We start from the raw sequence: 26430 nt of genomic DNA on the forward strand, positions 1-26430 counted from the left end.
ATTATCCCTCAAAGAAATAACTTTCTGCTAATTCACGGACAGTCATTTGTTCTGTTTCATCATTAAGTTTTGCAATTATGCTTCGTTCAATAGCGCGCATAACAGGAATATATACACCTAAATCACATGCGTCGATAATACCACGAATACTTGCTGCTTCTTCACTTACACGTCCATCGCGAGCTAAAGGCATAAGGTCGCTTGCAAATGCAACAAACTTTTCAATTGTTGCAACATCATTTAATTTTGATTCTGCTAATAATAGTTCTTTTAATGTGTCACCTTGAATGTAAGGAACTTCAATAATAACGAAACGGTTTTTTAATGCTTCATTTAGTTCACTTGTTCCAACGTAACCTTCGTTAATCGCAGCAATTACACGGTATTCTTCATCACCGTATACAACCTCTTGTGTAAATGGGTTTGTGATCATTTTACGGTAATCTAATGCGCCGTGAAGTAGCGGTAAAGTTTCAGGTTTTGCCATATTGATTTCGTCAATATATAGGAAGTGACCGTTCTTCATTGCTTTCATAAGAGGACCGTTAACGAATGAAACTTCAGATGCACCATCTTTCGTTTGTAGTGTGTTGTATCCTAAAATACCTTCTACATCTAAGTCGACAGAGCAGTTAATGCTATGCATTGGTTTTTGAAATAAAGAAGAAAGAGTTTCCGCTAGTACTGTTTTACCACTACCAGTCGGTCCTTTTAATAGAATGTTCTTGCCAAGAAGAAGTGCTGTAATCGCATCTTCGATAATGCTGTTATCAGATGCTTTATATATTTTAGTACCGATTAAATGAGCATTTTCACCAGCTTCTTGTTTATTCTTTTCATGAATCGTAGAAAGCTGCTGTTTTAAATCAGAATGTATATGAAATTGTTCTAACATGTATTTCCCACCTAACATTATTTTCATAAAGTAATACATCTTATGATAACTTGTTTTAATATGGTATGCAAAGAAAAGGAAGGAGGATAAAGGGAAAAGAAAAAGCAATCAAGATGAAGTTGATTGCTTACAGTAAAGGAGAAATGAGCCTCATGAAAGACTCCAATATGCGTTTTTTTATACTTCTTTTTTGGAAAGAGTTCCATTTAATTTCAGTTGAATGTTTAAAATCTTTTTCAAAATCACGTTTAATATCGTGAACTGTTTTTGATTCATAAAGTACGCTAATAATTTCGTAATTCAATTCAAAGCTACGTACATCCATGTTCGCTGTTCCGATAGTTGCAATTGTATCATCAACGAGTACAATTTTTGCATGCATAAAACCATCTTTATAACTGTAAATAGAAGCACCAGCTTTTAAAAGTGGAGTGAAATAGGATTGAGATGCTTGATCACTAATGATGCTATCACTTTTACCTGGATATAAAATCCGTACATCTATTCCGGCAATTGCACTTAAGCGTAATAATGTTAAAGTTTCTTGATCTGGAATAAAGTAGGGTGTAGCGATCCAAATGGATTTTTTTGCAGAGCCCATAACAGCTAATAATGTATTACGAATACTTTTATCATCGGAGCTTGGTCCGCTTGCTACGATTTGAACAGCACCTTCTGCATGTGAAATCTCTTTACCTGGGAAGTATTGTCTATTCATGAATTGATCCCAGGAATAAGTATTTAAACCACTAGAGGCATAGAGCCAGTCTTCTAGAAAGATTGCTTGTAATTTATATAATGCTTTTCCTTCTATTTTTAGATGACTATCACGCCAAACAGGAAATTTCTTTGAACGGCCAAGATATTCATCACCGACATTGAGTCCTCCGGTAAAACCAATTTCTCCATCTACAATAACAATTTTTCGATGGTTACGATAATTGACAGTTTCAAGTAACCAAGCTGAAAAAATAGGGTCAAATTCTACAATTTCAATCCCAGCTTCTTTCATAGGTTGCAAAAATCGTCTTCTTAACGTGTTACTTCCAAGACCATCATAAAGGAAGCGTACAATAACACCATCTTTTGCTTTTTGTATTAAAGCATCTCGAACTTTTGTACCAATTTCATCAGATTTATAAATGTAGTATTGAATATGTATATGATGTTTTGCCTGCTCTATAGCTCGCAAAATTTCTGAAAATGTTTGATCTCCGTTTGTTAAAAGTTTTGTAGTTGTTTTATCTGCGGCAGGACCGCCTCCAAATTTTTGTATGACTTCTGTTAAATGTATGGAACGTTCATTTAGTGGGACTGTGAGTAATAACTCTAGTCTTCTTCCTTCTAATATTTCACGGAATAATTTTCTTTGTTCTTCTGAACGATGGAGATGTTTTTTTCTTCTCCAGCGGCTGCGCCCGAAAATAGCGTATAAAAGCACACCTATAATAGGAAGAAGTGCTAATACTAAAAACCATGCCAATGTGCTTTGTGGAGATCTATTTTCTATAAAGATAACGAATGAAATTCCTACGATTGTGATGGACCATAGAGCACCGACAAATGTATATAACGAAATATACGATGTATTTAATAGGAACAGAACGATAGATACAATTGTAAATATTAATAGTAACTGAACGATAGGCTTCTTCATTTCTATATAATTCCCCTAATCTTTTTTCAATATAGATTTCTTAAATAGAAGATGTAATATGACATCTTTATTATAAGGTGTTTTGCTTTTTTTACAAAATATAGACATTTCACCTATACTTTCCGCATTTGTCCTACATACAGTGTACTATCACATTTTTATCCCACTCTTAATGCATATGAAAATGAAAAAATCGAAAAGGAGCGGAGAAACATGAATTATATAGAAAATAATGGATTGTATTATCGGAATCATCATCATGGAGGACACAATCATGGTGGGCACAATCATAACGGCGGACATCATCACCATGGAGGACACAATCACCATGATCACCATCATCATCACGGAGGCGGATGGGGCTGGGGGGGTAGTTCATGGGGAGGCGGATTTTTCCCTGGAAGCTTTGCAGGAGGAGTGTTAGGTGGACTGACAGCTGGCGCATTAACGGGTGCAGCAAGTGGAGGGTATTATCCAGCGCCATATCCAGTAACTTATCCATCACCATACCCTGTAACGTATCCAATGCCATACCCAGGTTATCAGCAAATACCATATTCGTATTAAACTAAAAAAGAGGCTACCCTCTTTTTTAGTTTAATACGGTATTTATTTATAAAATACTTCCAAAATTAAGGTGAAAATATGTTAATATTTTGTTATTGTAATTCAAAAACATATACATTAATGTAGATTTTCATATTATTATTCGTGAATAGTTATGTAGTATGGTCTAATTTCTATTTTGTTATTAAAGAGTAAAGAGATCAGATGTGAATGGTATTAGTTAGAAACAGGGCTTGGATAGAGCCACTTAAAAGGATTGCAGTATAATAAGGTGCGAAATAATTAGGGAGATGAGAAGCTACTAGTTATAATTGAAACGGTATAATATTGCTTTTTATTACAAATAATATTATGTTATTTTAATCGGTCTATTTAAAAAGATAATTTATGTAATGGGCTAGTATTAGAAAATGAAATATCTCTATTTCTATGAAGAGAAACAGGTTGTGTTTTAGTCAGATAGGAAGCAAGGAGAGATGCGCATGCTAGAACAGAGAGGTCATGCATTATATGACTCTTCATTGCGAGATTTAAAGTTAGCATTAGATGAGTCTTCAATTGTTGCAATTACAGATCGAAAAGGTCTTATTACATATGTAAATGATAAATTTTGTGAAATCTCTAAATACAAAAGAGAAGAATTAATTGGAAAAGATCACCGTATTTTAAATTCAGGACATCATCCGAAAACCTTTTTTCAAAACTTATGGAAACGTATTTTGAATGGGAAAGTATGGACAGGTGAGATTCGGAATCGAGCAAAAGATGGTACATATTATTGGGTCAAAACAACAATTGTTCCATTTTTAAATGAAAAAGGAGAGCCATACCAGTTTATCGCAATTCGAAATGATATTAGTAGTAGAAAAGAAGCAGAACATAGATTGCGGCTAAGTGAAAGTCGTTATAGGGAACTTGCCTATCATGATGCTTTAACCAGTTTGCCGAACCGTTTGCAATTAATAACAACCGTTAATAAATTGATTGCAGATAAAAAAGAATTTGGTATGATTTACTTTGATTTGGACCGTTTTAAATTAGTAAATGATACGTTAGGTCATATGATAGGGGACTTACTTTTAAGCGAAGTCGCTTCACGGTTGCATTATGTACTAGGAGAGAAAGATGTTCTGGCTAGGCTAGGTGGCGACGAATTTGTGCTGTTAACAAAAAATCATAGGCAAGATGATATGAGTCAGTTAGCGACATCTGTGTTGTCATGTTTTCAGGCACCATTTATGTTGGAAGGCCATGAAGTATACATTTCAGCTAGTCTAGGACTTTGTTCTTATCCACAAGACGGACTAGACGTGGAAACGTTATTGAAAAACTCTGACTTAGCTATGTATAGTGCAAAAGAACAAGGTAGAAACGCTGCATGTTTCTTTACAGATGAGCTACGGGCGAAAATAAATCGTAGAATGAAAGTTGAGTTTGCTTTGCAAAAGGCAATTCGTGATGAAGAGTTAGATGTAGCATTGCAGCCTATTATTGATTTGAAAACGAAGAGATATTCTGGTATAGAAGCTTTAGTACGCTGTATGACAGAAGACGGCCCCATTGCACCAAGCGAATTTATCCCGGTAGCTGAAGAGTCTGGACTTATTATAAAGCTAGGAGACTGGGTATTAGAAAAATCGTGCCGATTGTTTAAAACATTGCCAAATTATCAAGAAGGACTAAAGTTATCTGTGAATTTATCTATACAACAATTAATGCAGAAACGTTTTATTTTGTCTGTACGTAGCATTTTAAAGAGAACTGGTTTTCCTCCGAACCGTTTAATATTAGAAATAACGGAAAGCATTGCAGTCCGCCATTTTGATTATATTATTGCTACATTACAAGAATTAAGAAATATGGGTGTTTTAATTGCTTTGGATGATTTCGGAACTGGCTATTCTTCCTTATATTATTTAAAACAACTACCACTGGATATTGTGAAAATTGATCGTAATTTTATTCGTGAATTTCATTATGATCACGCGCAACCAGAACGAACAATTGTAAAATCTGTTATTGAAATTGCTCATAGTTTAAATTTAGCAGTAGTTGCTGAAGGGGTAGAAACAGTAGAGCAAGAGAGTTTGTTACAATCAATGAGCTGTGATTATGTACAGGGATTTTATTATGCGAAACCTTTATCTGTAGGAGAGTTAAAAGAAAAGTTAATTACAGATTTTTAATAAAAAAGAGAAGCCAGCAGCTTCTCTTTATTTAATCCGTTTTTTGTGAGTCTTTCATTAGTACTGGATAAAGAATAAGACCTAATACGAACAATCCAATTCCTAAGAAGAACGTTTTTAAATCAGCAGTTCCCGTTTTGATAACCCAAATTGAGTATACAAATGCTAATGTAGTGATGATCCCGTCCTTTATTCGAGAACCAGGCATTATATCATACGTTTCTCCTGTAATAACCAGTTTGAATTGGTACAGAGTAGAAACTAGGTATGGAATTAAATAGGCTAATGTTGCTACGACAATAGCGAAACTATACGCTTCTGAAACAGTACCAGAAATCGTTGAAAATAAGAAAATTTGCGTCATTACATTTGTAATCAATAATGATTTTGAAGGACTACCTTTTTTATTTGTTTTCCCGAAAAACTTAGGGAAAAGTCCATTCTTTGCTGCCTGGTAAGGTACTTCTGAACTAACAACAATCCAACCAACTGTAGATCCAAATAAAGATATAAGAGCGAGTAAAGCCATGATATATGCGCCTTTATTTCCAATTGCTAAATTTAATGCGTCTACTAATGGTTTTTGAGACTCTTTTAAAGCATCTTGCGGAAGAGCTCCCATTGTAAGTAAAGTAATTGACATGTAAATAAGAAGAGCGATAATTAATCCGAAAATCGTAGCTTTTTTTACATCGCGCTGTGATTTTGCACGATTAGAAAGCATAACTGCTGATTCAATACCGATAAATGCCCAGAGTGTTGCAATAGCAGCTGAATTGATTTGTCCACCTAACGAGATGGATTGTCCTGCTTCATTCATAAAGGTTTGACCGTCTCCGAAATTAGAGGCATTGAAAATGAATAATGTAATTACAATAAACATTGTAAATCCGATAATTTTTGCAATGGTAGCAAGTAGATTCATATTTCCAGCTCGATCAATATTTTGAGAAAGAATATATTGAATTCCCCACAGCATAAGGCTACATACGAGGAAAGTTAATCCTTTTCCGAGTTCTAGTGAAAATCCGTTTATTGAAAAAAGAATTTGCTTACTTTGTAAAACTGGAAAGAATGTTGATAAATATCCAGCAAAGGAAATAATAACAGATGCTGTTGCAGCCCAGTTAGCAGCCCAATATCCCCATGCCATACTATATCCCGCAACTTTACCAGCTTTTTTTGAAGGAAACATCGCTTGAGCGTAGCTTTGTGGTCCAGCTTTTAATTCTGGTTTCCGAATCGCTAAATTTCCAAATACAAGTGCAATCATAAATACGCCAAGGCCTGTAATACTCCATGCGAGTGTAGAACCCATTGGCCCTGATACTTGTGCTAAATTTGCTGGAAGCATAAATACGCCACCGCCAACCATATTCCCGATAACAAATGCTGTTAAAACCCATAATCCCCATTTTTTCGTTTCCATTTTTGTTAACTCCTTTGTAGTAAGTTTTGCTTAAACATCATTTTTTACTAGCTTTTTGACAATAAAAAAAGAGCCATGTAGATAAAAAAATACCTACATGGCTCTTTCGCCAAAGCGTAGGTACAACGGGAATAACCCTTGTACCTACGCGTAATTTTTCCGCTAGGTTTCAAGGGTTACGTATGATGATGATGTTTTTGTGCAAATGAAACTACAGTTGTTGTATAAGTAAGCATAGTTCTTTGCTCCCTTTCTCCTCTGATTTTGAAGTTAGTATACTACATGTTTTTTTGAATGAAAAGAAAAATATAAAAATTTTTATAAAAATACGTTTTAAAGATTAAATATTTACCTATATTTTTCTTGTACTGGAAAATAAGTGAGAGATTGGCAGAAGAGTGAAGCATGTTATAATACATATAGAATTAGAAGGTGACAAGGGGCTATTGTAGATGATGAGTAAGTATGAACAAATTTATACAGAAATCAGTAAATCTATTGATAATAAACAATTAAAAGAGGGATGCAAAATCCCATCAGAAACAGAATTAATGAAGCAGTATGAGGCAAGCCGAGGCACGGTAAGAAAAGCTGTAGATTTACTGCAAGAGCGTGGATATGTGCAAAAAATTCATGGAAAAGGTGTTTTTGTTTTAAAGCGAAAAAATATTGAATTTAATTTTGGCGGTATTGTAAGTTTCCAAGAAGAAAATGAACGTTTAGGACGTCATTGTATTACGGAAGTTGTGGAAATGGACAAAGAAAAAGCCACAAAAGAAATTGCGAAATTATTAAATGTAAAAGAAAAAACAGAGATTGATCATATTAAACGTGTACGAAATATTGATGGAGAAAAAGTAATTTTAGATATAAATCATTTTGTATCTGAGTTTATTCCAGGATTAACGAAAGAAATTGCAACTGCATCGATTTATAAATACATTGAGAAAGAGCTTGGGCTACATATTAGTTATTCGCAGAGGGTAATTGAAGTACAGCCGTGTACAGAGGATGACAGAAAGTATTTAGATTTAAATGGAACAGACTATGTTGTCGTTGTGAAAAACTTTACACATTTGTATGATGGAAGTCAGTTTGAATACACAGAATCACGCCACCGTTTAGATATTTTTCACTTTTCGGATGTGGCACGCAGGAAGTAAAGAGGTGGAACAAAATATTGTTTCATCTCTTTTTTTATAAAAAAAAAACACAAACTCGTATATACGAGTGTTGACTAACTTATATATACGAGTTAATATGTAATTGTAAACGGTATCAAAAAAAGAAAAGAGGGACGGGAATATGGGGAAAGACTATCGTAAAACAGCAGAGGAAGTGTTGCAGTATATTGGTGGGAAAGACAATATTGAACAAGCTGCACATTGTGTGACGAGGCTCCGTATCGCTTTAAAAGATGAAAGTAAAATAGATAATGATAAATTACAGTCTGTTTCATTAGTGAAAGGAGCGTTTCATAACGCTGGTATATTTCAAGTTGTAATTGGTCCAGGGGATGTAGATCGTGTTTACGCTGAATTGATAACGCTTGCAGGTATGGAAGAATCGACTGTAGCTGACGTAAAAGATTCTGGAAATCAGAAGTTAAATCCAGCTCAAAAGTTTGTGAAAATATTTTCGGATGTATTTATGCCGATATTACCAGCGATCGTAACAGCTGGTTTACTAATGGGTATTAACAATCTATTAGGGGCAAAGGACTTATTTTTTGATGGGAAAAATTTATTAGATGTTTATCCGAACTTAGGCGGGCTTTGGGATTTAATTAATATGATGGCCAATACAGCATTCGTATTCTTACCAGCACTTGTCGGGTGGTCAGCAACGAAGCGTTTTGGTGGTAGTCCAATACTAGGGATTGTTATGGGATTAATGCTTGTGCACCCGGCCTTATTAAACGCTTGGGACTATGGAAAAGCAGCGACTGGTTTAGAGGGTCAAAAGATTGAGTACTTCAATATTTTAGGACTGTTCCAAATTGAGAAGGTAGGATATCAAGGACAAATTTTACCTGTTTTAGTAGCAGCTTTTGTATTAAGTAAAGTGGAAATTTTCTTAAAGAAACATGTACCAAATGCAATTCAATTATTAGTTGTACCAATTACAACAATCGTTGTGACAGGTGTGTTAGCATTAGGAATTATCGGTCCGGTTACACGTCATATTGGAGATTTATTAACAGTAGGATTAGTAGGTGTATATGAAACAGTACCAGTAGTTGGAGCAGTATTGTTTGGAGCATTATATGCACCGCTTGTAATTACAGGTATGCATCATATGTTTATTGCAATTGATTTACAATTGATTGCACAGCACGGTGGCACATTCATTTGGCCAATGATTGCTCTTTCTAACATTGCGCAAGGTAGTGCGGCACTTGCAATGTTCTGGATTTCTAAAAATCAAAATGATAAAAGTATGGCATCAACATCAGCCATTTCAGCATACTTCGGTATTACAGAACCAGCGATGTTTGGTGTGAATTTACGAAATAAGTTCCCGTTCTATGCAGCGATTATAGGGTCTGCTGTGGCAGCGATATTCATTACATTAAATGGTGTATTAGCACCTGCTATCGGAATTGGCGGATTGCCAGCATTTATTTCTATCATTCCGAAATCGATTCCAATGTTTATTGTAGGAATGATTATTGCAGTTGTAATCCCATTTACTTTAACATGGTTATTTGCAAAAAGAGTCAAACAGAAGTAGGAGGAAGTTAAACATGAAGGATTGGCATAAAAGTGTAGTCTATCAAATTTATCCGAAGAGCTTTAATAGCTATTACAATAAAGAAACCGGTGATATAAAAGGGGTTACAGAGAAACTAGATTATTTAAAAGAACTCGGAGTGGATTATATTTGGTTAACACCGATATACCAATCACCACAAAATGATAATGGATATGATGTAAGTGATTACTACAGCATTGATCCATCTTACGGAACGATGGAAGAGTTTGAGGAACTTTTAGCAGAAGCGAAAGTACGTAACATTGAAATTATGCTTGATATTGTTGTAAATCATAGTTCGACTGAACATAAGTGGTTTAAAGAAGCGAAGGAAGATAAAAATAGTCCATATCGTAATTACTATATTTGGCGTGATGAAAAAAATAATTGGCAGTCTAAGTTTGGTGGATCTGCTTGGAAATATGATGAGAAGACGGAGCAATATTATTTACATTTATTTGATGAAACACAAGCTGATTTAAATTGGGAAAATGAACAACTTCGCGAAGAAGTATATGATATGATGCGTTTTTGGCTGGATAAAGGGGTAACAGGATTCCGATTAGATGTCATTAACTTAATTTCAAAAGACCAATGTTTCTTAAACGATGAAGGTAATACTGCGACAAGTGATGGACGCAAGTATTATACAGATGGTCCGCGTGTTCATGAATATTTACAAGAGATGAACCGAAAAGTTTTTGCAGGAAAAGATGTAATTACAGTTGGAGAAATGTCATCTACGACAATTGATAATTGTATTAAATATTCTAATCCTGAGCGTAATGAACTGAGCATGACGTTTAGTTTCCATCATTTAAAAGTAGATTATCCGAATGGTGATAAGTGGACGAAAGCAGAGTTTGATTTTATTAAATTAAAAGAGATTATGTCTAACTGGCAAATTGAAATGCAAAAGGGCGGAGGATGGAATGCGTTATTTTGGTGTAATCATGACCAACCTCGCATAGTGTCACGCTTCGGTGATGATAGAAAGTACCGAAATGAATCTGCGAAAATGTTAGCGACAGCTATGCATATGTTGCAAGGAACACCTTACATTTATCAAGGCGAAGAAATCGGTATGACGAATCCTAAATTCGAGTCCATCGAGCAATATCGCGATGTGGAATCGTTAAATATATACGATATCAAGCGAGAAGAAGGATTATCAAAAGAAGAGATTATCGGGATTTTAAAACAAAAATCTCGTGACAACTCTCGTACTCCGATGCAGTGGAATGAAGAGATGAACAGTGGTTTTACAACAAGTACACCTTGGATTTCAGTGACTGAAAACTTTACAGAAATAAACGTAGAGAAGGCATTAGAAGATAAAGAGTCTGTATTTTATCATTATAAAAAGTTAATAGAACTTAGAAAAACGTATGATGTAATTACAGAAGGAGAATATGCTATTTTGGATAAAAATGATCCTAAAATTTGGGCATATACTCGTACTACAGAAAGTGAAGTACTACTTGTTATAAATAACTTCTATGGAGAAGAAATAACGTACTCTGTACCAGCGCACGTTCAATTAGATGGAATGAAACAAGAAGTACTACTGTCGAATTATAAAGATGCCAGCAAGGATATTGCAAAACTTAACTTAAGACCATATGAATCAATTGTGTATCGATATACGAAATAAAAAGGTTGTATGCCGCATGGGCATACAACCTTTTATTTTAAGACACCACTATACAAAATGCTTACTTCTACTTCAGGTTTAAACTTTACTTTTGCATAATCTTTATCCCAATTTTTTTTCCTCCATAACTCAGGGTGATAAGCGATAAGGTGTCTGCCGATACCGAAAGCATCACAGTTTGCTTTTTGTAGCTTTTTTGTTATTTGTTTCGCTTCTTTCGTAAGTTGCTTTGATAATTCTTTATTTAGTTTTTTTCGTTCCCACATTTTATAAAGATTATCTCTTGGAGCCTCAAGCGCTATAACTTTTAGTTGAAGCTTAATGTGAGCATAAACATTTCCTTTTTTATCTGTTGTTATTTTTAAGTCTCGTTTTAATTTCCGATTGCTAATTTCCATCGTTAAATAATCAGATGTCGTCTCTGATTCATCGCTAGTAAGTTTTTGGGTGATACGGGCACTTGTTCCCATTTTTCCAGTTAATAACACGAATAAAACAGATTGTTTCAAAGGTAAATGCCCAGTTAATTTGTCTTTATTAAATAAAGATAATCCGTCTGTAATAACTTCTTTTTCTTTTATTTTTATAGAGGGGAGGGTAAAATCTTTACCTGGATCTAACATTTTTGTAGCAGCTGTTTCTAAAGTTTCTTTCGGAAACACACTCATATCTTCTAAGCTTTTTACTTTTTTCTTTAAAAAATCTCCAATTAATAAATTTCCTACTTTCTTTTTTTTGAGTATCTCGGATGTTTCACCATCTACTGCAATAAGTTTTACTAAAGCAGTTGGGTTTGTTGGGTCCCGAAAGCTGACATCTAAATAGGGTAGTATACCTTTCTTTAGAATTTTGGTTCCAAGTAATTGAACGCCATATTTGAAATAGCGGATATTCCCAGTTACATTTTTTTTTAGGGCATCACTTGTATCCCTTATGTTATATCCAGTTGCTGAATGTACTTCATTCTCGAATGAAGATTGTTCTCCGCTTGAACTTTTTACAAGTTCAAGCGTTTGTTGAAGTTTATTTTCTTCCGTAATATCATATCCAATGCTATAAGCTAATCTCGCTTCTCTTAATGGTTCTTGATCCCAACAGCCAGAAAGGAATGCACTAGTACATAATAAAAAAAGTAATTTAACTCTTTTTTTGAACATACTGCTCTCCTTTCTTATTTCTTATCACTGAATAAAGTAGAAATAAAAGAGGAAGGACAACGATGAAAATATAGGTGAACTTATCAGTGAAAGTTGCAATTACTTTTAATTCTTCGGGTGTATCGATAAATACGGCTACACTAAAGGCAATAATACCAACTATTGGAACAGCTTTTTTATGATTAGCAAGATTGAATATATGTCCAATTCCGATTGAAGCAGCACAATAATAACTAGCAATAGAAGCCACAACTGTTATCATCCATATTGGTATGAATAGTAAATCAGTACGGTCTATAATCCCGATATGTAAGGAGCGCAATAAGTAAGCAACTGGCTCTGGAATAAGCTCAACTTGCTTTGGACTAAATACGATAAAGCAAATCCAAACAGTGAAAGTATAAAAAAGGGTTACAAATCCATTAGCGATAGAAATTGCCTTTAGTTTTGCCACAGAACTCCCGTTTACTTTTGGGAAAGCGATAAGAATAATTTCAAAACCATACATAGCTGTAATGGTTTCCCTAGATGCTTGAATAATATTCCACCATCCGGCTTCTGTGATTGGAAAAATATAAGAAAAATCAGCTCGTGAAAACCCTAGTGCAATTAAAAGAGCCATGGGCAAAATGAGAATAGAGGCCATCACATAAAACCTTACAATTACTTTAAATGTATTATAGGCTACATAGCAGCAAGCTATTGTAAATAGTATGAGAATTGCAGACCAAGGGGTTGCTTGCAAAACCCATACTTTAATGACATTACAAGCGTTTAACATAACGGTCATACCAATAAGGGTAAAATAAAAAACATAAGCAAAACCTAATAGTTTTCCAAACTTATTACCAAATAGCATACAAACACTTTCATACATATCCGCATCAGGAAATCGTTTTAAGAAAAGCCACATAAGTAAAATGATAAGTTGAATTGCAAGACCAGCTATGAGAGCAGAAATCCATCCGCCGCCTTTCGCTATCGGATGAAGACGGTTAGGTAGAGAGAGTATACCGACCCCAATTTGGCATTGAATAACGAAAAAGGTAAATTGAACAAGTGAAATTTTACTTTGCGTGTTTGTCACCGTCCTCATCCTCTCTCGTTACATGTTGTCGTTGCATTTTTTTCGGTTTTGGATCATGTGGTCGTTCCCAAAACGACCACATTGGAAGTCTTACAAAAGAATCTTTCATATCTTTTATCCGCATCGGGGCAACAGGAGAAAGATATGGTGTATGAAATGAATGTAGTTGGCATAAGTGAACGAAAGTTATAATTAGACCAAATGAGATGCCTACATATCCGAATATAGCAGCAAGGAGCATTAACGGAAAACGAAGAATCCGAACTGCTGAACTCATATCATTTGATGGAACGAGAAAAGATGAGATTGCAGTTAAAGCTACAACGATAATCATTGTGTAAGAAACGAGTCCGGCTTTTACAATCGCATCACCAATTACTAAACCACCTACAATACCGATTGTTTGTCCAACTCGGCTTGGCAAGCGAATACCAGCTTCCCGTAATAATTCAAAGATTAATTCCATTAAGAGAGCTTCAAAAATAGGAGGAAGAGGCACTTTTTCTAAAGAAGCTTTAATTGTGTAAACGAGTTCAAGTGGCAACACATCAGGATGAAAAGCGACGGTTGCGATATATATAGCTGGTAAGAGAAAGGCAATCAAGAAACTAACTAAGCGAATCATTCGGACGAAAGAACCGACGATCCAGCGGTTATTATAATCGTCTGGTGATTGATAGAAAGCAAATAACGTAACAGGAACGATAAGTGCTGTTGGATCTCCATCAGATAAAATAGCAACTCGTCCTTCCATTAAATTTGCTGCGACTCTATCTGGACGCTCTGTATTTAACTGCTGTGGAAATGGTGAGAAAGACGTATCCTCTATAAATTCTTGTATATATCCTGGAGGCATAAGTGCATCTGTCTTAATCGTTTCTAACCTTCTTTTTACTTCTGTAACTAAATCGTCATTAGCTATGTTTTGCATATAAGCAATAGCTACTTTCGTGTGCATTTCTTCACCGAGTGTAAAATATTTAACAACTACATTTGGACTCTTAATGAGTTTACGAATAGAGGCTAAATTCGTTGCTAAATCTTCTACAAAACCAGTATGCGGTCCACGTACAATACCTTCATTATCAGGCTCTGTTATATCTCTCTTTAAAGATAGAGCCGTTTCAAAAATGCAAAAGCTTTCGACATGTTCATGAAAATATAAAGATTTACCTTGTAATAAAAGCTGCACACCATAATTTAAATTCGTTTCTTTTTTCATATTTAATGTAGAAAAAGCTTTATCTAAAGATAAATCCGACCGCGTTAATAATGGTTCAAGAACTAATTGATGAATTAGATTTGGATCTGCTAAAGATTCGATATATAAGATTATCCCTTTTCCGTTTTGAAAAGGGATATCTAATTTTTTTATATCATCAGAATGAGAAAGTTTATTTTCAATGTAATTAATGTTCTCAGGAAGTGATGGAAACATATGTTTTTGTTTTTTACTCTCTTGTTGTTCTTTTCTCTCTGTCATAATTTCCACCTCTTTTAAAGTGCAACTGTTTCTGTTAATTTTTGTCGTTTGTGAGAAATTTATGCTTGAATTATTTTTTTAAAAGAGAATTGAAAGTTACGTTATATTGTCTTTTGTGCATTATTCAATTTCATAGCAGTACTTCTCACATTTGTGTCGAATTAAGAAGATATATAGGAGGGATACATATGGAAATAGCTGTAGAACGTGTTTTTACGAAAGAGATCTTAAGAAGAGCGGCAAAGGCATTTCATGTAACAGTGGAAGAGAAGCCGCTTGGAGATTTTGAAAATTATATTTTTAAGGCGAAGGGAGATAATGATGAGGACTATGTATTACGTTTAACGCATTCTTCGCATCGCTCTAAAAAAGAAGTTGAAGCTGAACTAGATTTTTTACGATATGTTGCGGAGCATGGGGCAAAGGTAGCAGGACCTCTTAACTCAACTTCTCAAAATCTTGTAGAAGAAATTGGAGCGGAAGATAGCACTTTCTTTTTTGCTTCTTTATTTACATATGCAAAAGGTGAGCAAGTAAAAGGGGAAGGATCGCCTTATTGGGGAGATGATTATTTTGAAGCATGGGGAAAAGCGATTGGACAACTGCATCGCCTAACAATGAGCTATCCTAAAACAGACTATCGTGATACGTGGGAAGAAGACGAAAGTGGAATTGTTAATGAATTAGAAGATGATCAAGTGAAAAAGATTGCAGCGGTATTAATGGATGAGATTAAGGCCCTTCCAGTTGAAAGAGAAACGTTCGGTCTTATGCACGGTGATATCCATCCCGGTAATTTTCATTATGATGGTAAGGAGCTAACAATCTTTGATTTTGATGATGCGGCTTATAATTACTTTATACATGATTTAGCGATGGTTCTCTATTACTCTATTCTATTTACACCATGGACAGCGGAAGAGAAGACAGACTTTGCTCGTAAACAGCTACAAGTGTTACGAAAAGGCTATGAGCATGAGCACAGACTGGCGGATAGTTGGTATGAATCGTTACCGTTGTTTTTACGTCTACGTGATGTTGGTTTATACGGTACACTTCAAAAGAAGTTTAAGGGGAAAGGTATGCCAGATAACTTCCGAGAATTATCAGAAGAGCTATATGAAAGAATTATAAAAAGAGAAGCAATTGTGAATATATAATACATTTAGTTCGAAACAAAGTATATAAAACAAATATATACTTTGTTTTTTTATACAAAAATATGTTTACTTTATTAAAATAATATTGTCCTAGATTCAGTATACACTTATAATTTTATATATATTCTGAATATTCTTTATAAAGAAGGAGGGGGAATGTTGGAAGCTTTCGTGAATTGGTTAAATAATATTGTTTGGAGTCCAGCACTTGTTTATTTATGTTTAGGAGTAGGTTTATATTTTTCCATTCGAACGAGGTTTTTACAAGTAAGGCATGTAGGAGAAATGGTGAAGCTGACATTTCAAGGTGAAAAATCAGAGGCTGGTGTTTCTTCATTTCAAGCGTTAGCACTTTCGTTATCAGGACGCGTTGGGACGGGGAATATAGCTGGGGTAGCAACAGCGGTTGCCTTCGGTGGACCAGGAGCTGTATTTTGGATGTGGGCAGTGGCCTTTTTAGGAGCAGGATCAGCTTATATAGAATCTACATTAGCGCAAATATATAAGACGAAACATCAAGGACAGTTTCGTGGTGGACCTGCTTATTACATTGAAAAAGGTTTAGGTGTGAAATGGTATGCATTAGTATTCGTTGCAGCGACAATTCTTGCAACGGGGCTTTTACTGCCAGGTGTGCAGGCAAATAGTATTGCTGTAAGTTTAGAAACAGCTTTTGGAATTAACACCACCGTATCAGGGGCTTTATTAGTTGTTGTACTAGCTATTATCATCTTCGGTGGAGTAAAGCGAATTGTTAACGTTGCACAAGTTGTCGTACCGTTTATGGCAGTTGGTTATATTTTAGTAGCTTGCGTTATTGTTGCTATGAATATTGAAAAGTTGCCAGAAGCATTTATGCTAATTATAAGAAGTGCTTTTGCATTAGAAGCGGCTTTCGGTGGTATTATCGGTTTAGCAATTTCTTGGGGAGTAAAACGAGGTATTTATTCCAATGAAGCAGGGCAAGGAACTGGACCACATGCAGCAGCAGCAGCTGAAGTATCACATCCAGCTAAGCAAGGTTTAGTGCAAGCATTTTCCGTTTACATTGATACATTATTTGTTTGTTCAGCAACAGCATTTATGATGATTATTACAGGCATGTATAACGTATTTGATGCAAGCGGAAAAAACTTTATCGTTAATAAATTAAATGGCGCTCAGCCAGGACCAGGATATACACAGGCGGCGGTAGAATCTGTTTTTCCTGGATTTGGAAACGGTTTCGTTGCAATCTCGTTATTATTCTTCGCGTTTACAACAATTATGGCGTATTACTACATTGCAGAAACGAATATCGCGTACTTAAATCGTGATAAAGACCGTCCTTGGTTGTCTATTGTACTAAAATTTGTTTTTTTAGGAGCTGTATTCTACGGTTGTATTAAAACAGCAGCAACGGCGTGGGCTTTAGGTGATATCGGTGTAGGAATTATGGCATGGGTAAATATCATTGCGATTTTATTATTACAAAAACCTGCATTAGTCGCATTAAAGGATTATGAAAAACAGAAAAAAGAAGGAAAAGATCCAGTATTCGATCCGCAGCCATTAGGAATTAAAAATGCTGATTTTTGGGAGCATGAATACGGGAAAGATAAGAAAGAAGAAGTATCTTAATAGAATAGAAATGAAGAAGCAAAGGGGAAACCCTTTGCTTTTTTATGGACAAATTGAAGCTGAAAGTTATTTTTGGGACTATTTTTGAATATAAAAAGAATGTACATGCGTTGTTAGGGGAAGGGGGAGTATGTTGATAGAATTTCGTAATGTAAATAAATATTATGGTAATTTTCAAGTTTTGAAAAATATTAATGTGCAAGTGAAAAAAGGAGAAGTGGTAGTAGTTGTCGGGCCTTCAGGATCAGGAAAAAGTACATTGCTTCGATGTATAAATCAATTAGAGGCAATTACAGATGGAGGATTAATTGTACAAAATACAGAGGTACACAATAAAAAGACGGACATGAATGAATTGCGGCGAAATATTGGGATGGTCTTTCAACATTTTTATTTATACCCACATAAAACAGTTCTGCAAAATATTACACTAGCACCGATTAAAGTAAATAAAGTTTCCAAAGAAGAAGCAGAGAAAACAGCAATGTTTTATTTAGAGAAAGTAGGAATCCCGGAGAAGGCTAATGTATATCCACATCAATTATCCGGAGGACAACAGCAAAGAGTAGCAATTGCTAGAGGACTTGCGATGCAGCCGGAAATTATGCTGTTCGATGAGCCTACGTCTGCTCTTGATCCGGAGATGATCGGGGAAGTACTTGATGTTATGAAAACGCTAGCTAAAGAAGGGATGACAATGGTCGTTGTCACGCATGAAATGGGATTTGCGCGAGAAGTAGCAGATCGGATTTTATTTATGGATGATGGTCAAATTATTGAAGATACGACACCGGCGCAATTTTTTGCAAATCCTGAACAAGAAAGAGCTCGTTTATTTTTAAGTCGGGTGCTAAATCATTAGAGGAGGAATTCCATGCTTAAAATGAAAAAGTTATTTACTTTAATCGTATTTTCATGTTTATTCGTGCTTGTTGTTGCTGGATGCGGAAGTAAGAAAGATGAGGCAAAGGAAACAAATACGAAGCAAGGCGGGGCTGTTGAGCAAATTAAGAAACGAGGAAAATTAGTAGTCGGGGTGAAGAATGATACGAATTTATTTGGATTAAAAAATCCTTCAACAGGGCAAGTAGAAGGATTCGATGTTGATGTTGCGAAGGCACTTGCGAAAAAAATTCTTGGAGATGAAAAGAAGCTAGAGCTGAAAGAAGTAACGTCTAAAACACGTATTCCAATGCTGAAAAATGGTGATATTGATGCAATTATTGCGACAATGACAATTACGGAAGAGCGCAAAAAAGAAGTGGATTTCTCAGATGTATATTTTAAAGCCGGACAATCGTTACTTGTGAAAAAAGGAAGCAATATTAAGAGCATCGATGATATAAAACAAGGCGTTAAAGTATTAGCTGTAAAAGGATCAACATCTACAAATAACATTCGTCAAAAGTCACCAGAAGCGACTGTATTAGAATTTGAAAATTATAGTGAGGCATTTACAGCGTTAAAGGCAGGTAAAGGTGATGTGTTAACGACAGATAATGCAATCCTTTACGGAATGGCAAAACAAGATTCTAATTATGAAGTAGTAGGAAAAATTTTTACAGATGAACCGTACGGAATTGCAGTGCAAAAAGGTGCAGACGATTTAACGAAAGAGATTAATAACTTACTAAAAGATATGAAGGCGAGCGGGGAATACGATAAATTGTATGAAAAATGGATCGGTCAAAAACAAGAGAAGTAAAGTGAAACTTTATTTTTCTTGATAAATAGTAAAAGTGAGAGGATGAGAGTGCTCATCCTCTTCTTGTAAAGAAAGAGGGGAGAATATGTGCCTGATTTTTCTATATTAACGAATAACATTGATATGTATTTAGAAGGATTTAAATATACAGTTATGTCTAGTGTAATTGCATTGATAGGCAGTTTTATTTTAGGAGTAATTTTGGCAGTAATGCGCATCGCACCGATTCGTATTTTAAATTGGGTAGGTTCAGCTTTTGTAGAGTTTGTAAGAAATATTCCACTCGTATTAATTGCATTTATATTTTATTTCGCGTTACCTGTAATAGGAATTACTTTAAATGGTTTTGTAGCAGGAACAGTTACGCTTACCGTATATACAGCAGCGTTTATTGCGGAAGTTATTCGCGCTGGTATTCTATCAGTCGAGAAAGGTCAGATGGAAGCAGCACGTTCCTCAGGATTGACTTATACGCAAGCAATGTACCATGTCGTTTTACCTCAAGCTATGAAAATTGTAATTCCCCCTTTAGGAAACCAGTTTCTCAATTTAGTTAAAAACTCCTCAATACTTGGAATTATTGCTGGTGCTGATTTAATGTATCAAGGAGATTTAATTTCAACGAAGACGTTTGTTACGTTTGATGTATATATATTTGTCGGGATGTTTTATTTAATATTAACAATTCCGCTCAGTATGCTAGTGCGTTATTTAGAAAAACGCTTAGCAAAGGAGGCGGTGTAAATGGATTTTAAGGGAGCAATTACAGGGGATCATATTCTATTTTTATTAAAAGGATTACTTATAACGTTAGAGGTAGCGCTCGTAGCAATTGTACTTAGCTTTATTATTGGTAGTGTAATAGGGATATTGCGCTACATGAAAATACCTGTCGTCTCACAAGTATTAGGAATTATCGTTGAAGTAATTCGAAATTTACCACTACTTTTGATTATATTTTTCACGTATTTTGCACTACCAGAAGCAGGCTTGAAATTAGAAATTATAACAGCTGTAATTGTTGCTTTAACAATATTTGAAGCAGCAATGATATCTGAAATTGTTCGAAGTGGTCTATTATCGATTGAAAAAGGACAAATTGAGGCTGCAAGATCTTCAGGATTAACGTATGTGCAAGCGCTTTGGCATATCATTTTACCACAAGCATTAAGGAGAATGGTTCCACCGCTTGTCAGTCAATTTATTTCATTGCTGAAAGATACAGCATTAGCAGTTGTTATATCACTGCCAGAGCTTATGCATAATGCTCAAATTATTAGCGGACAAAATGTGAATTATATGATTCCAACGTTTATGGTAGTAGCTTGTATGTACTTTATCGTAAATTATAGTTTATCAATTTTATCCAGAAGATTAGAACTTCGTTAACCCTTACAATATATGTAAGGGTTTTTCCTTGTTTCTCCTTATTTTCCTCTAAATAGAATCTAAATCTAGCTATAATTAGATTTTTTATATTATTTTATCAGAAAAGTTTTAATTTTATATAGAAAATGTAATCGCTTTCGTGTATATTTTTATTATCAGAAAATTTTAACAAGATATAGGGGTATTTGTAGGGGGAGGATTTAGATGCAGCAACCAACGAATGAGAAATTACATCGTACGATGAAGAGTAGACATTTATTTATGATCGCACTTGGTGGTGTAATTGGAACTGGTTTTTTCTTAGGTTCGGGTTACACCATTAATCAGGCTGGACCAGGGGGGGCCATCCTTTCATATTTAGTAGGCGGATTTATTATGTATTTAACAATGCTTTGTCTTGGAGAGTTAACGGTAGCAATGCCGGTTTCGGGATCTTTCCAAAAGTATGCAACGAAGTTTATTGGACCAGGAACAGGCTTTATGATTGGTTGGTTATACTGGCTCGGCTGGGCAGTAACAGTGGGTCTAGAATTAACGTCAATAGGTTTAATGATGAAAAGATGGTTTCCAAATGTTGATGTTTGGGTATGGTGCCTTGTATTCGGCGTTATTCTATATGCGTCAAATGCTATCTCAGCGAAAAGCTACGCTGAATTAGAATTTTGGTTTTCTAGTATTAAAGTAATTACAATCCTTGCATTTGTTGTTCTTGGTGGTAGTGCATTATTAGGATTTATATCATATGACGGAAAAGAAGCAGCACCTCTTTTCTCTAACTTTGTAAGCGATGGTGGACTTTTCCCGAATGGACTAGCTGCCGTATTACTTACAATGATTACAGTTAACTTCTCGTTCCAAGGAACAGAGTTAATCGGGATTGCAGCGGGAGAAAGTGAAAATCCAGAAAAAACAATTCCACGTGCGATCCGTAATACAGTATGGCGCATTATGTTATTCTTCATTTTAACAATGACAATTTTAGTAGGATTAATTTCTTGGAAGGAAGCAGGCGTAATTGAAAGTCCATTCGTAGTTGTATTTGATAAAATCGGTATTCCATATGCAGCTGATATTATGAACTTTGTTATTATTACTGCGTTATTATCTGTAGCGAACTCTGGATTATATGCAGCGACACGTATATTATGGTCACTTGCAAATGAAGGAATGGCACCAACTTCTTTCAAGAAAGTAAATAAACGTGGTATTCCAATTACAGCGCTAGTCGTAACGATTGCGGTAGCTGGATTATCCCTATTCACAAGTTTCCTTGCAGAAGATACAGTATACATGTACTTATTATCGATAGCTGGTTTATCGGCTGTTTCAAGTTGGATCATTATTGCTCTATCGCAACTTCGCTTTAGAAGTCAGTATATAAAAGGCGGAGGAAAGTTAGAGGACTTAAAGTATAGAACACCACTATATCCGATTGTTCCAATTTTAGCTTTAATTACAAATAGCATCGTTGTTATTAGTTTAGCGTTTATTCCTGAACAAAGAATGGCGTTATACTGCGGTATTCCATTTATCATTTTCTGCTATATATATTATTATTATATGAGTAAGAAACAGCAGAAACCGATGAAAGTGGAGATGGACAAAACAAATGAAACTAACAATCAAACACGATGATATAAAGGCAGATTTATCGTACGCTCAATTAGCGATTGGAAAAGAAAACGGGTATTCACCGTTACAATTACTCGTTTCTTCTATCGCAGGATGTAGTGCAATTGTCTTTCGAACAATTTTAGAAAAGAAACGTATTACATACGATACGTTTACGATCGAAACTGAAATTGGTAGAAGTGAAGCTTTATCCAAACCAGTTGAAAGTGTTCATTTGCAATATAAAATTAAAGCGGAAAACATTACAGAAGAGCAGTTGGACAAAGCATTGCAGCTTGCAGTGAAAAATTGTACGATTGTTCAATCTGTAAAAGATAGTATAAAGGTTACGGAAACAATTGAACTAATAAAATGAAACATAAAAACGTGAGAGCCGTATTCTCACGTTTTTATGTTTTTAGAAAGAGGGGAAAGTGTAGTGGACTGTTTAGGTTGTAAATTAGCAAACGAAGAGGAAAAAATATATAAAGTATATGAAGATGATTATGTAACTTGCTTTTTAGATCATGCGCCTTTCTACCCAGGACATACTTTAATTGTGCCAAAGCAACATGTTGTAGAAGTAGAAGAATTAGATGACGTTGTAGCAAGATCAATTATGGATGCTTCTAAGCTGATTGCAAAAGCGATTAAGGCATTATATAAACCAGATGGAATTACAGTTTGTCAAAATGGTGGAGTATTTAACGAGTTAACACATTACCATATGCATGTCGTACCAAGATATAAAGAGCGTTCGTTTGCTGAGTTTTATACGGTGCAACCGGAGGAAAAGAAGAATCATAACTTTGAAGAGACAAAGAATTTGTTAAAAGAAGCGATAGAGCAAATACTGCATATTGAAAAGGTGTAAAAGAATTTTTCTTAGAGATACAGTCAGGAAAATTCTAATATTAAAAAGCCCAATTTCTCAGTTACAATAGAGAAATTGGGCTTTTGTTTATTCTATTATTAAATTTTATCTATAAAAAGATTTTGCAGTGTCACAAAGTACAGTGCTCATTCGTTATATAGAGTGAGAGGAGGAATTATATGAAAGTTACAAATAACGATTATGAAAAGATGGAAGAGCTATACGAGTTGTACGAACAAAAAATTTATTATGTAGCGTATTCTATTTTAAATAATATTCAACAGGCTGAAGATGCGGTTCAAGAGACGTTTATTACTCTTTATAAGAACTTGGAAAAGCTCCATAGCTTGAGCACTGAAGAGCTTAAACGCTATATTTTGAGGATCGCGAAAAACAAGGCGATTGATAGTTACCGGAAAAATAAACGACATGAAACATTTTTAGAAGAATATGAAAGAGAATCAATAGAAGCAGTAGATGAAAATATTGAAGAGTGGGAAAAACGTAAAATGTCTGAGGTTCAAATTGATACATTGCTAAAAGAGTTAAATGAATCTAACAGACAGGTGTTTAAGTACAAAGTCTTCTATAACTTAACGTATCAAGAAATTTCAAGTGTAATGGGGATTACGGAGGCTAATGTCCGCAAGCAGTTTGAACGCGCTCGAAAACGAGTCCAAAATATGATAGGAGGTATACAACATGACGAATTCAAAGAACTCCAAAGAAATATATGAACTTGCTGAAAAAATTGCTTTAGATGATTTTGATAAATCCGAAGAACAACATGAATTTTCACATACATATACGCGCAAAAAGAAACTGTTTATGGAGGAAATGAAGCTGAAGGACGAGCGACCACAGAAAAAGAGTAAAAGACATCGTATGTTAATCGCTGCTGCCTGCTTATTGATTGGTATGCCGACAACCGTTTTTGGTGCAGTAAAAGTCTATAATATGATTGTTCAAAAACAAAATTATGAAGTAAATGTGTCGGTAACAAATAAGGACACGAAAAAGGCTGATAAGTGGTATAAGCTGAAAATTGATAAATTACCAGAAAATATGGAAGCAATTGATGACTCTGCTATGAAATATTCATTTAAAGATAACGACGCAAATGGAGGCTTTTCATTTAGTCTTTGGAGAGTAGGGGAAAATGCGGACTTTCAAACTTTATATTCAAAAAGCTACGAAGAAAAAGAGATAGGTGGCAAGAAAGCAGTAATTGTTCATAAAGAAACTGGAAACAACAATGTAATGTTTGATAGGAAGGTCTTTCTCTTTTTTGAGAAAGAAGGGATTATGTTAGAAAGTTTTATTGGATCAGATATAAATGAAGAACAAATGATAGATGTCTTAGGGAATATTTCACTTGAGCCCACGTCAAAAGAAAAGGCATCACATATATCAAATTATGATAAAAAGTATTTTAGCCAAGCAGATGAACCTAAAAAATCTAAAGTGATTCCTTTGAAAAAAGATAGCAAACGACTATTTCATATAGGGCAAAAGGTTCCAGTAACGATATCTATGGATAACAGCCAAATTGAATATGTGATAGAAAAAGTTGAAGTTTTTGATTCGATTAAAGATTTTAAACAAGAGAACTTTAATGAACTTGGCCTAGGGATATTAAGCAAGAAGAAGGCTTTAGATCAGACGGGAAAACTGCTATCGTACAGACGGGATGTATATAAATTAGGGAATGGTAAAGATTCAATTGATACATTAGTAGATTCGCAATTAGTTAATGTTAAATTTGTCTACTTGACAACAACAGTGAGAAATATTGGTAAACAGGCGACAGAAGAAATCTATATGCATCCATCCATAAAGCAGCTTAAATTTGAAGGGAATGCATGGAAATACGCTAAAGAAGAGGGAATGGATGCAACGCGTATTATGACGGGAGAAGTTGATTATTTAGAGCCTCACGGAGATGGGAAAAGCTTCTACAATATTGGCAGTATCCTACCTGGCCAAACGATGAAAGTTAATTTAGGTTATTTTGTGGATGAGGATAAACTAGATTCAATTTTCCTTGATGCTTTCCGTTACAGTGGTTTTAGTGGAACTGAGAATATGAATTCGAAAAATCGTTGGTGGTTTGACATTCGTCAATAATAAAACAATAGGAACAACGGGACGAAAAAAGCTGCTTATATTTAGCAGCTTTTTTCGTCTTCATACATATGTAAAACTTCTTTCGCACGCATAAGTAAACCATCTATCAATTCTTTCGGTTCTAAAATTCGTGCATCTTTTCCAAGTCTATAAAATAAAGGGGTAATAAAGTTGATTTCGCCTTTATCAATTGTTGAATGTATATATCCTGTCCCGTCTTCGTTTATTACCACGAATTCTTCAAGGTAAGGAACACTTTTACATTGGCGCACGCCTTCTGTTTTCAGTAAAACATGCAACTGAGTAGGACTGTGTACTACGTTAGAGTTAGAGGTAAACCATTCTTCTAAATTCATGAACGTACTTTCATTTTTTTCTGTTGATAATATAGAAAGAATACGATCAACACGATACAGTAATACTTTTTTTCTCCTGAAGTCATAGGATGGTAAGTACCATAGCCCATCATGAGCGTATACACCGATAGGATGAACATGTTTTGTTTTTATCCCCGATTTAGATTCGTATTGAAAGTGTAAATTTTTATTTTCAATAGCCGCACTTAACACTGCGTTTAATAGAGGTGTATCAATTGTTCTCTTCGGATTCCAAAAAGCGATATAAGAACGTATTTTATTAACTTTCACTTTCGCATCATGTTGTAGAGAGCTATACAGTTTATGCGTAACGGAATTGATTTCTGTGTTAAAAGGTAAGTCTCGATAGTAACTTAAAGATTGAAAAGCAAAAAAGATGGATACCGCTTCTTCTTCAGTAAATAAAATAGGGGGAATGACTTTATTCGTTAATACTTTATATCCTCCATTACGACCTTGTTCTGCATAAATAGGTAATCCCATATCACTTAAATCTAAAATGTATCTGTGGACAGTACGAACGGAAATATTAAATTCATCAGCTATTTCTTGAGCTGTAAATGCTTTTTTTGCAGAAGCAAATATAAGAATATCTAATAAGCGTTTAGCTTTTGACAAATGTATCACCTTTTTTCTTTTTAAACATGACATAAATTGTCGTGTTTTATTGTTAGTATATTGTTTACAGCATAATGTTA

23 protein-coding genes are annotated in these 26430 nt (G+C 34.9%); 16 read left to right on the forward strand and 7 right to left on the reverse strand.

The features are described 5' to 3' along the window. Position 1 precedes the first annotated feature (1 nt). Both CN409_RS24510 and CN409_RS24515 read right to left on the reverse strand, forming a co-directional pair. Complete coding sequence (locus tag CN409_RS24510) at positions 2–895, reverse strand: ATP-binding protein (RefSeq protein WP_000892989.1); 894 nt, start codon at positions 893–895, stop codon at positions 2–4. Between the two features lie 127 nt (positions 896–1022). Then, on the reverse strand, positions 1023–2552 hold the full coding sequence (locus CN409_RS24515) for a cardiolipin synthase (protein ID WP_000743027.1): 1530 nt from the start codon (positions 2550–2552) through the stop codon (positions 1023–1025). A 213-nt stretch (positions 2553–2765) separates the two neighbouring features. Here CN409_RS24515 and CN409_RS24520 point away from each other — a divergent pair, with 213 nt between their 5' ends. Both CN409_RS24520 and CN409_RS24525 read left to right on the forward strand, forming a co-directional pair. Then, entirely contained in the window at positions 2766–3119 is a 354-nt protein-coding gene (locus CN409_RS24520; protein WP_001106404.1) for a hypothetical protein, read from the forward strand. A gap of 482 nt (positions 3120–3601) precedes the next feature. Beyond that, positions 3602–5305 (forward strand): putative bifunctional diguanylate cyclase/phosphodiesterase, encoded by a 1704-nt coding sequence (locus CN409_RS24525; protein WP_000893348.1) that lies wholly within the window; start codon positions 3602–3604, stop codon positions 5303–5305. A 31-nt stretch (positions 5306–5336) separates the two neighbouring features. Here the strand turns inward: CN409_RS24525 and CN409_RS24530 are convergent, their stop codons facing one another. Continuing rightward, positions 5337–6734 (reverse strand): amino acid permease, encoded by a 1398-nt coding sequence (locus tag CN409_RS24530; protein ID WP_000448446.1) that lies wholly within the window; start codon positions 6732–6734, stop codon positions 5337–5339. A 452-nt stretch (positions 6735–7186) separates the two neighbouring features. Here CN409_RS24530 and treR point away from each other — a divergent pair, with 452 nt between their 5' ends. The 3 genes from treR to treC all read left to right on the forward strand — a co-directional run bounded on the left by treR (position 7187) and on the right by treC (position 11142). Next, entirely contained in the window at positions 7187–7897 is a 711-nt protein-coding gene (gene treR / locus CN409_RS24535) for a trehalose operon repressor (protein WP_000987242.1), read from the forward strand. Positions 7898–8039: 142 nt separating this feature from the next. Further along, a complete protein-coding gene (gene treP / locus CN409_RS24540; RefSeq protein ID WP_000513939.1) occupies positions 8040–9467 on the forward strand; it encodes a PTS system trehalose-specific EIIBC component in 1428 nt (475 codons plus the stop codon). Between the two features lie 13 nt (positions 9468–9480). Beyond that, positions 9481–11142, forward strand: a complete 1662-nt coding sequence (treC, locus tag CN409_RS24545; RefSeq protein ID WP_086390898.1) for an alpha,alpha-phosphotrehalase — start codon at positions 9481–9483, stop codon at positions 11140–11142. 32 nt (positions 11143–11174) lie between these two features. Here the strand turns inward: treC and CN409_RS24550 are convergent, their stop codons facing one another. Genes CN409_RS24550 through gerKA form a run of 3 tightly spaced genes read right to left on the reverse strand, consistent with a single transcriptional unit; the run spans position 11175 to position 14869 of the window. Beyond that, a complete protein-coding gene (locus CN409_RS24550; protein ID WP_044783723.1) occupies positions 11175–12299 on the reverse strand; it encodes a Ger(x)C family spore germination protein in 1125 nt (374 codons plus the stop codon). After that, on the reverse strand, positions 12280–13386 hold the full coding sequence (locus tag CN409_RS24555; RefSeq protein WP_044783724.1) for a GerAB/ArcD/ProY family transporter: 1107 nt from the start codon (positions 13384–13386) through the stop codon (positions 12280–12282). The genes CN409_RS24550 and CN409_RS24555 overlap by 20 nt, the downstream gene beginning before the upstream one ends. Beyond that, positions 13367–14869, reverse strand: coding sequence for a spore germination protein GerKA (gene gerKA / locus CN409_RS24560; protein ID WP_044783725.1), 1503 nt, complete (start codon positions 14867–14869; stop codon positions 13367–13369). Before gerKA ends, CN409_RS24555 begins: the two co-directional genes overlap by 20 nt. Positions 14870–15057: 188 nt before the next feature. Between gerKA and CN409_RS24565 the strand changes: the two genes are divergently transcribed. The 11 genes from CN409_RS24565 (at position 15058) to CN409_RS24620 (ending at position 25355) form a co-directional block, all read left to right on the forward strand. Continuing rightward, positions 15058–16029, forward strand: a complete 972-nt coding sequence (locus tag CN409_RS24565) for a phosphotransferase enzyme family protein (RefSeq protein ID WP_000401662.1) — start codon at positions 15058–15060, stop codon at positions 16027–16029. A 159-nt stretch (positions 16030–16188) separates the two neighbouring features. Further along, positions 16189–17649: an alanine/glycine:cation symporter family protein gene (locus CN409_RS24570; RefSeq protein WP_000387172.1), complete on the forward strand. Its 1461-nt coding sequence runs from the start codon at positions 16189–16191 to the stop codon at positions 17647–17649. 133 nt (positions 17650–17782) lie between these two features. After that, entirely contained in the window at positions 17783–18511 is a 729-nt protein-coding gene (locus CN409_RS24580; protein ID WP_002083770.1) for an amino acid ABC transporter ATP-binding protein, read from the forward strand. Between the two features lie 12 nt (positions 18512–18523). Continuing rightward, complete coding sequence (gene glnH / locus CN409_RS24585) at positions 18524–19354, forward strand: glutamine ABC transporter substrate-binding protein GlnH (protein ID WP_000916489.1); 831 nt, start codon at positions 18524–18526, stop codon at positions 19352–19354. Positions 19355–19441: 87 nt separating this feature from the next. Then, positions 19442–20098, forward strand: a complete 657-nt coding sequence (locus tag CN409_RS24590; RefSeq protein ID WP_001112685.1) for an amino acid ABC transporter permease — start codon at positions 19442–19444, stop codon at positions 20096–20098. Then, positions 20099–20743: an amino acid ABC transporter permease gene (locus CN409_RS24595; protein WP_000345975.1), complete on the forward strand. Its 645-nt coding sequence runs from the start codon at positions 20099–20101 to the stop codon at positions 20741–20743. A gap of 204 nt (positions 20744–20947) precedes the next feature. Next, complete coding sequence (locus tag CN409_RS24600; RefSeq protein WP_001187093.1) at positions 20948–22378, forward strand: amino acid permease; 1431 nt, start codon at positions 20948–20950, stop codon at positions 22376–22378. After that, the gene (locus CN409_RS24605; protein ID WP_000778854.1) at positions 22353–22730 is read left to right on the forward strand and encodes an OsmC family protein; all 378 of its coding nucleotides are present in this window, start codon (positions 22353–22355) and stop codon (positions 22728–22730) included. Before CN409_RS24600 ends, CN409_RS24605 begins: the two co-directional genes overlap by 26 nt. 63 nt (positions 22731–22793) lie before the next feature. Then, complete coding sequence (locus CN409_RS24610; protein ID WP_000340518.1) at positions 22794–23228, forward strand: HIT family protein; 435 nt, start codon at positions 22794–22796, stop codon at positions 23226–23228. 179 nt (positions 23229–23407) lie between these two features. Continuing rightward, positions 23408–23965, forward strand: a complete 558-nt coding sequence (locus CN409_RS24615; protein WP_000869275.1) for an RNA polymerase sigma factor — start codon at positions 23408–23410, stop codon at positions 23963–23965. Next, on the forward strand, positions 23931–25355 hold the full coding sequence (locus CN409_RS24620; RefSeq protein WP_000185125.1) for a DUF4367 domain-containing protein: 1425 nt from the start codon (positions 23931–23933) through the stop codon (positions 25353–25355). The genes CN409_RS24615 and CN409_RS24620 overlap by 35 nt, the downstream gene beginning before the upstream one ends. 41 nt (positions 25356–25396) lie before the next feature. On the opposite strand, the gene CN409_RS24625 is transcribed toward CN409_RS24620, so the two are convergent. Continuing rightward, a complete protein-coding gene (locus CN409_RS24625; RefSeq protein WP_141527739.1) occupies positions 25397–26383 on the reverse strand; it encodes a helix-turn-helix transcriptional regulator in 987 nt (328 codons plus the stop codon). Positions 26384–26430 lie beyond the last annotated feature (47 nt).

Origin of the sequence: Bacillus sp. AFS012607, assembly GCF_002558005.1 — a bacterium.
Taxonomy (GTDB): domain Bacteria; phylum Bacillota; class Bacilli; order Bacillales; family Bacillaceae_G; genus Bacillus_A; species Bacillus_A thuringiensis_S.

Excerpts from the sequence above, each read along its gene's own strand:
- CN409_RS24510 (WP_000892989.1), bottom strand. The coding sequence starts at position 895 with ATGTTAGAACAATTTCATATACATTCTGATTTAAAACAGCAGCTTTCT.
- CN409_RS24515 (WP_000743027.1), bottom strand. The coding sequence starts at position 2,552 with ATGAAGAAGCCTATCGTTCAGTTACTATTAATATTTACAATTGTATCT.
- CN409_RS24520 (WP_001106404.1), top strand. The coding sequence starts at position 2,766 with ATGAATTATATAGAAAATAATGGATTGTATTATCGGAATCATCATCAT.
- CN409_RS24525 (WP_000893348.1), top strand. The coding sequence starts at position 3,602 with ATGCTAGAACAGAGAGGTCATGCATTATATGACTCTTCATTGCGAGAT.
- CN409_RS24530 (WP_000448446.1), bottom strand. The coding sequence starts at position 6,734 with ATGGAAACGAAAAAATGGGGATTATGGGTTTTAACAGCATTTGTTATC.
- treR (WP_000987242.1), top strand. The coding sequence starts at position 7,187 with ATGATGAGTAAGTATGAACAAATTTATACAGAAATCAGTAAATCTATT.
- treP (WP_000513939.1), top strand. The coding sequence starts at position 8,040 with ATGGGGAAAGACTATCGTAAAACAGCAGAGGAAGTGTTGCAGTATATT.
- treC (WP_086390898.1), top strand. The coding sequence starts at position 9,481 with ATGAAGGATTGGCATAAAAGTGTAGTCTATCAAATTTATCCGAAGAGC.
- CN409_RS24550 (WP_044783723.1), bottom strand. The coding sequence starts at position 12,299 with ATGTTCAAAAAAAGAGTTAAATTACTTTTTTTATTATGTACTAGTGCA.
- gerKA (WP_044783725.1), bottom strand. The coding sequence starts at position 14,869 with ATGACAGAGAGAAAAGAACAACAAGAGAGTAAAAAACAAAAACATATG.
- CN409_RS24565 (WP_000401662.1), top strand. The coding sequence starts at position 15,058 with ATGGAAATAGCTGTAGAACGTGTTTTTACGAAAGAGATCTTAAGAAGA.
- glnH (WP_000916489.1), top strand. The coding sequence starts at position 18,524 with ATGCTTAAAATGAAAAAGTTATTTACTTTAATCGTATTTTCATGTTTA.
- CN409_RS24595 (WP_000345975.1), top strand. The coding sequence starts at position 20,099 with ATGGATTTTAAGGGAGCAATTACAGGGGATCATATTCTATTTTTATTA.
- CN409_RS24600 (WP_001187093.1), top strand. The coding sequence starts at position 20,948 with ATGCAGCAACCAACGAATGAGAAATTACATCGTACGATGAAGAGTAGA.
- CN409_RS24605 (WP_000778854.1), top strand. The coding sequence starts at position 22,353 with ATGAAACTAACAATCAAACACGATGATATAAAGGCAGATTTATCGTAC.
- CN409_RS24615 (WP_000869275.1), top strand. The coding sequence starts at position 23,408 with ATGAAAGTTACAAATAACGATTATGAAAAGATGGAAGAGCTATACGAG.
- CN409_RS24620 (WP_000185125.1), top strand. The coding sequence starts at position 23,931 with ATGACGAATTCAAAGAACTCCAAAGAAATATATGAACTTGCTGAAAAA.
- CN409_RS24625 (WP_141527739.1), bottom strand. The coding sequence starts at position 26,383 with ATGTCATGTTTAAAAAGAAAAAAGGTGATACATTTGTCAAAAGCTAAA.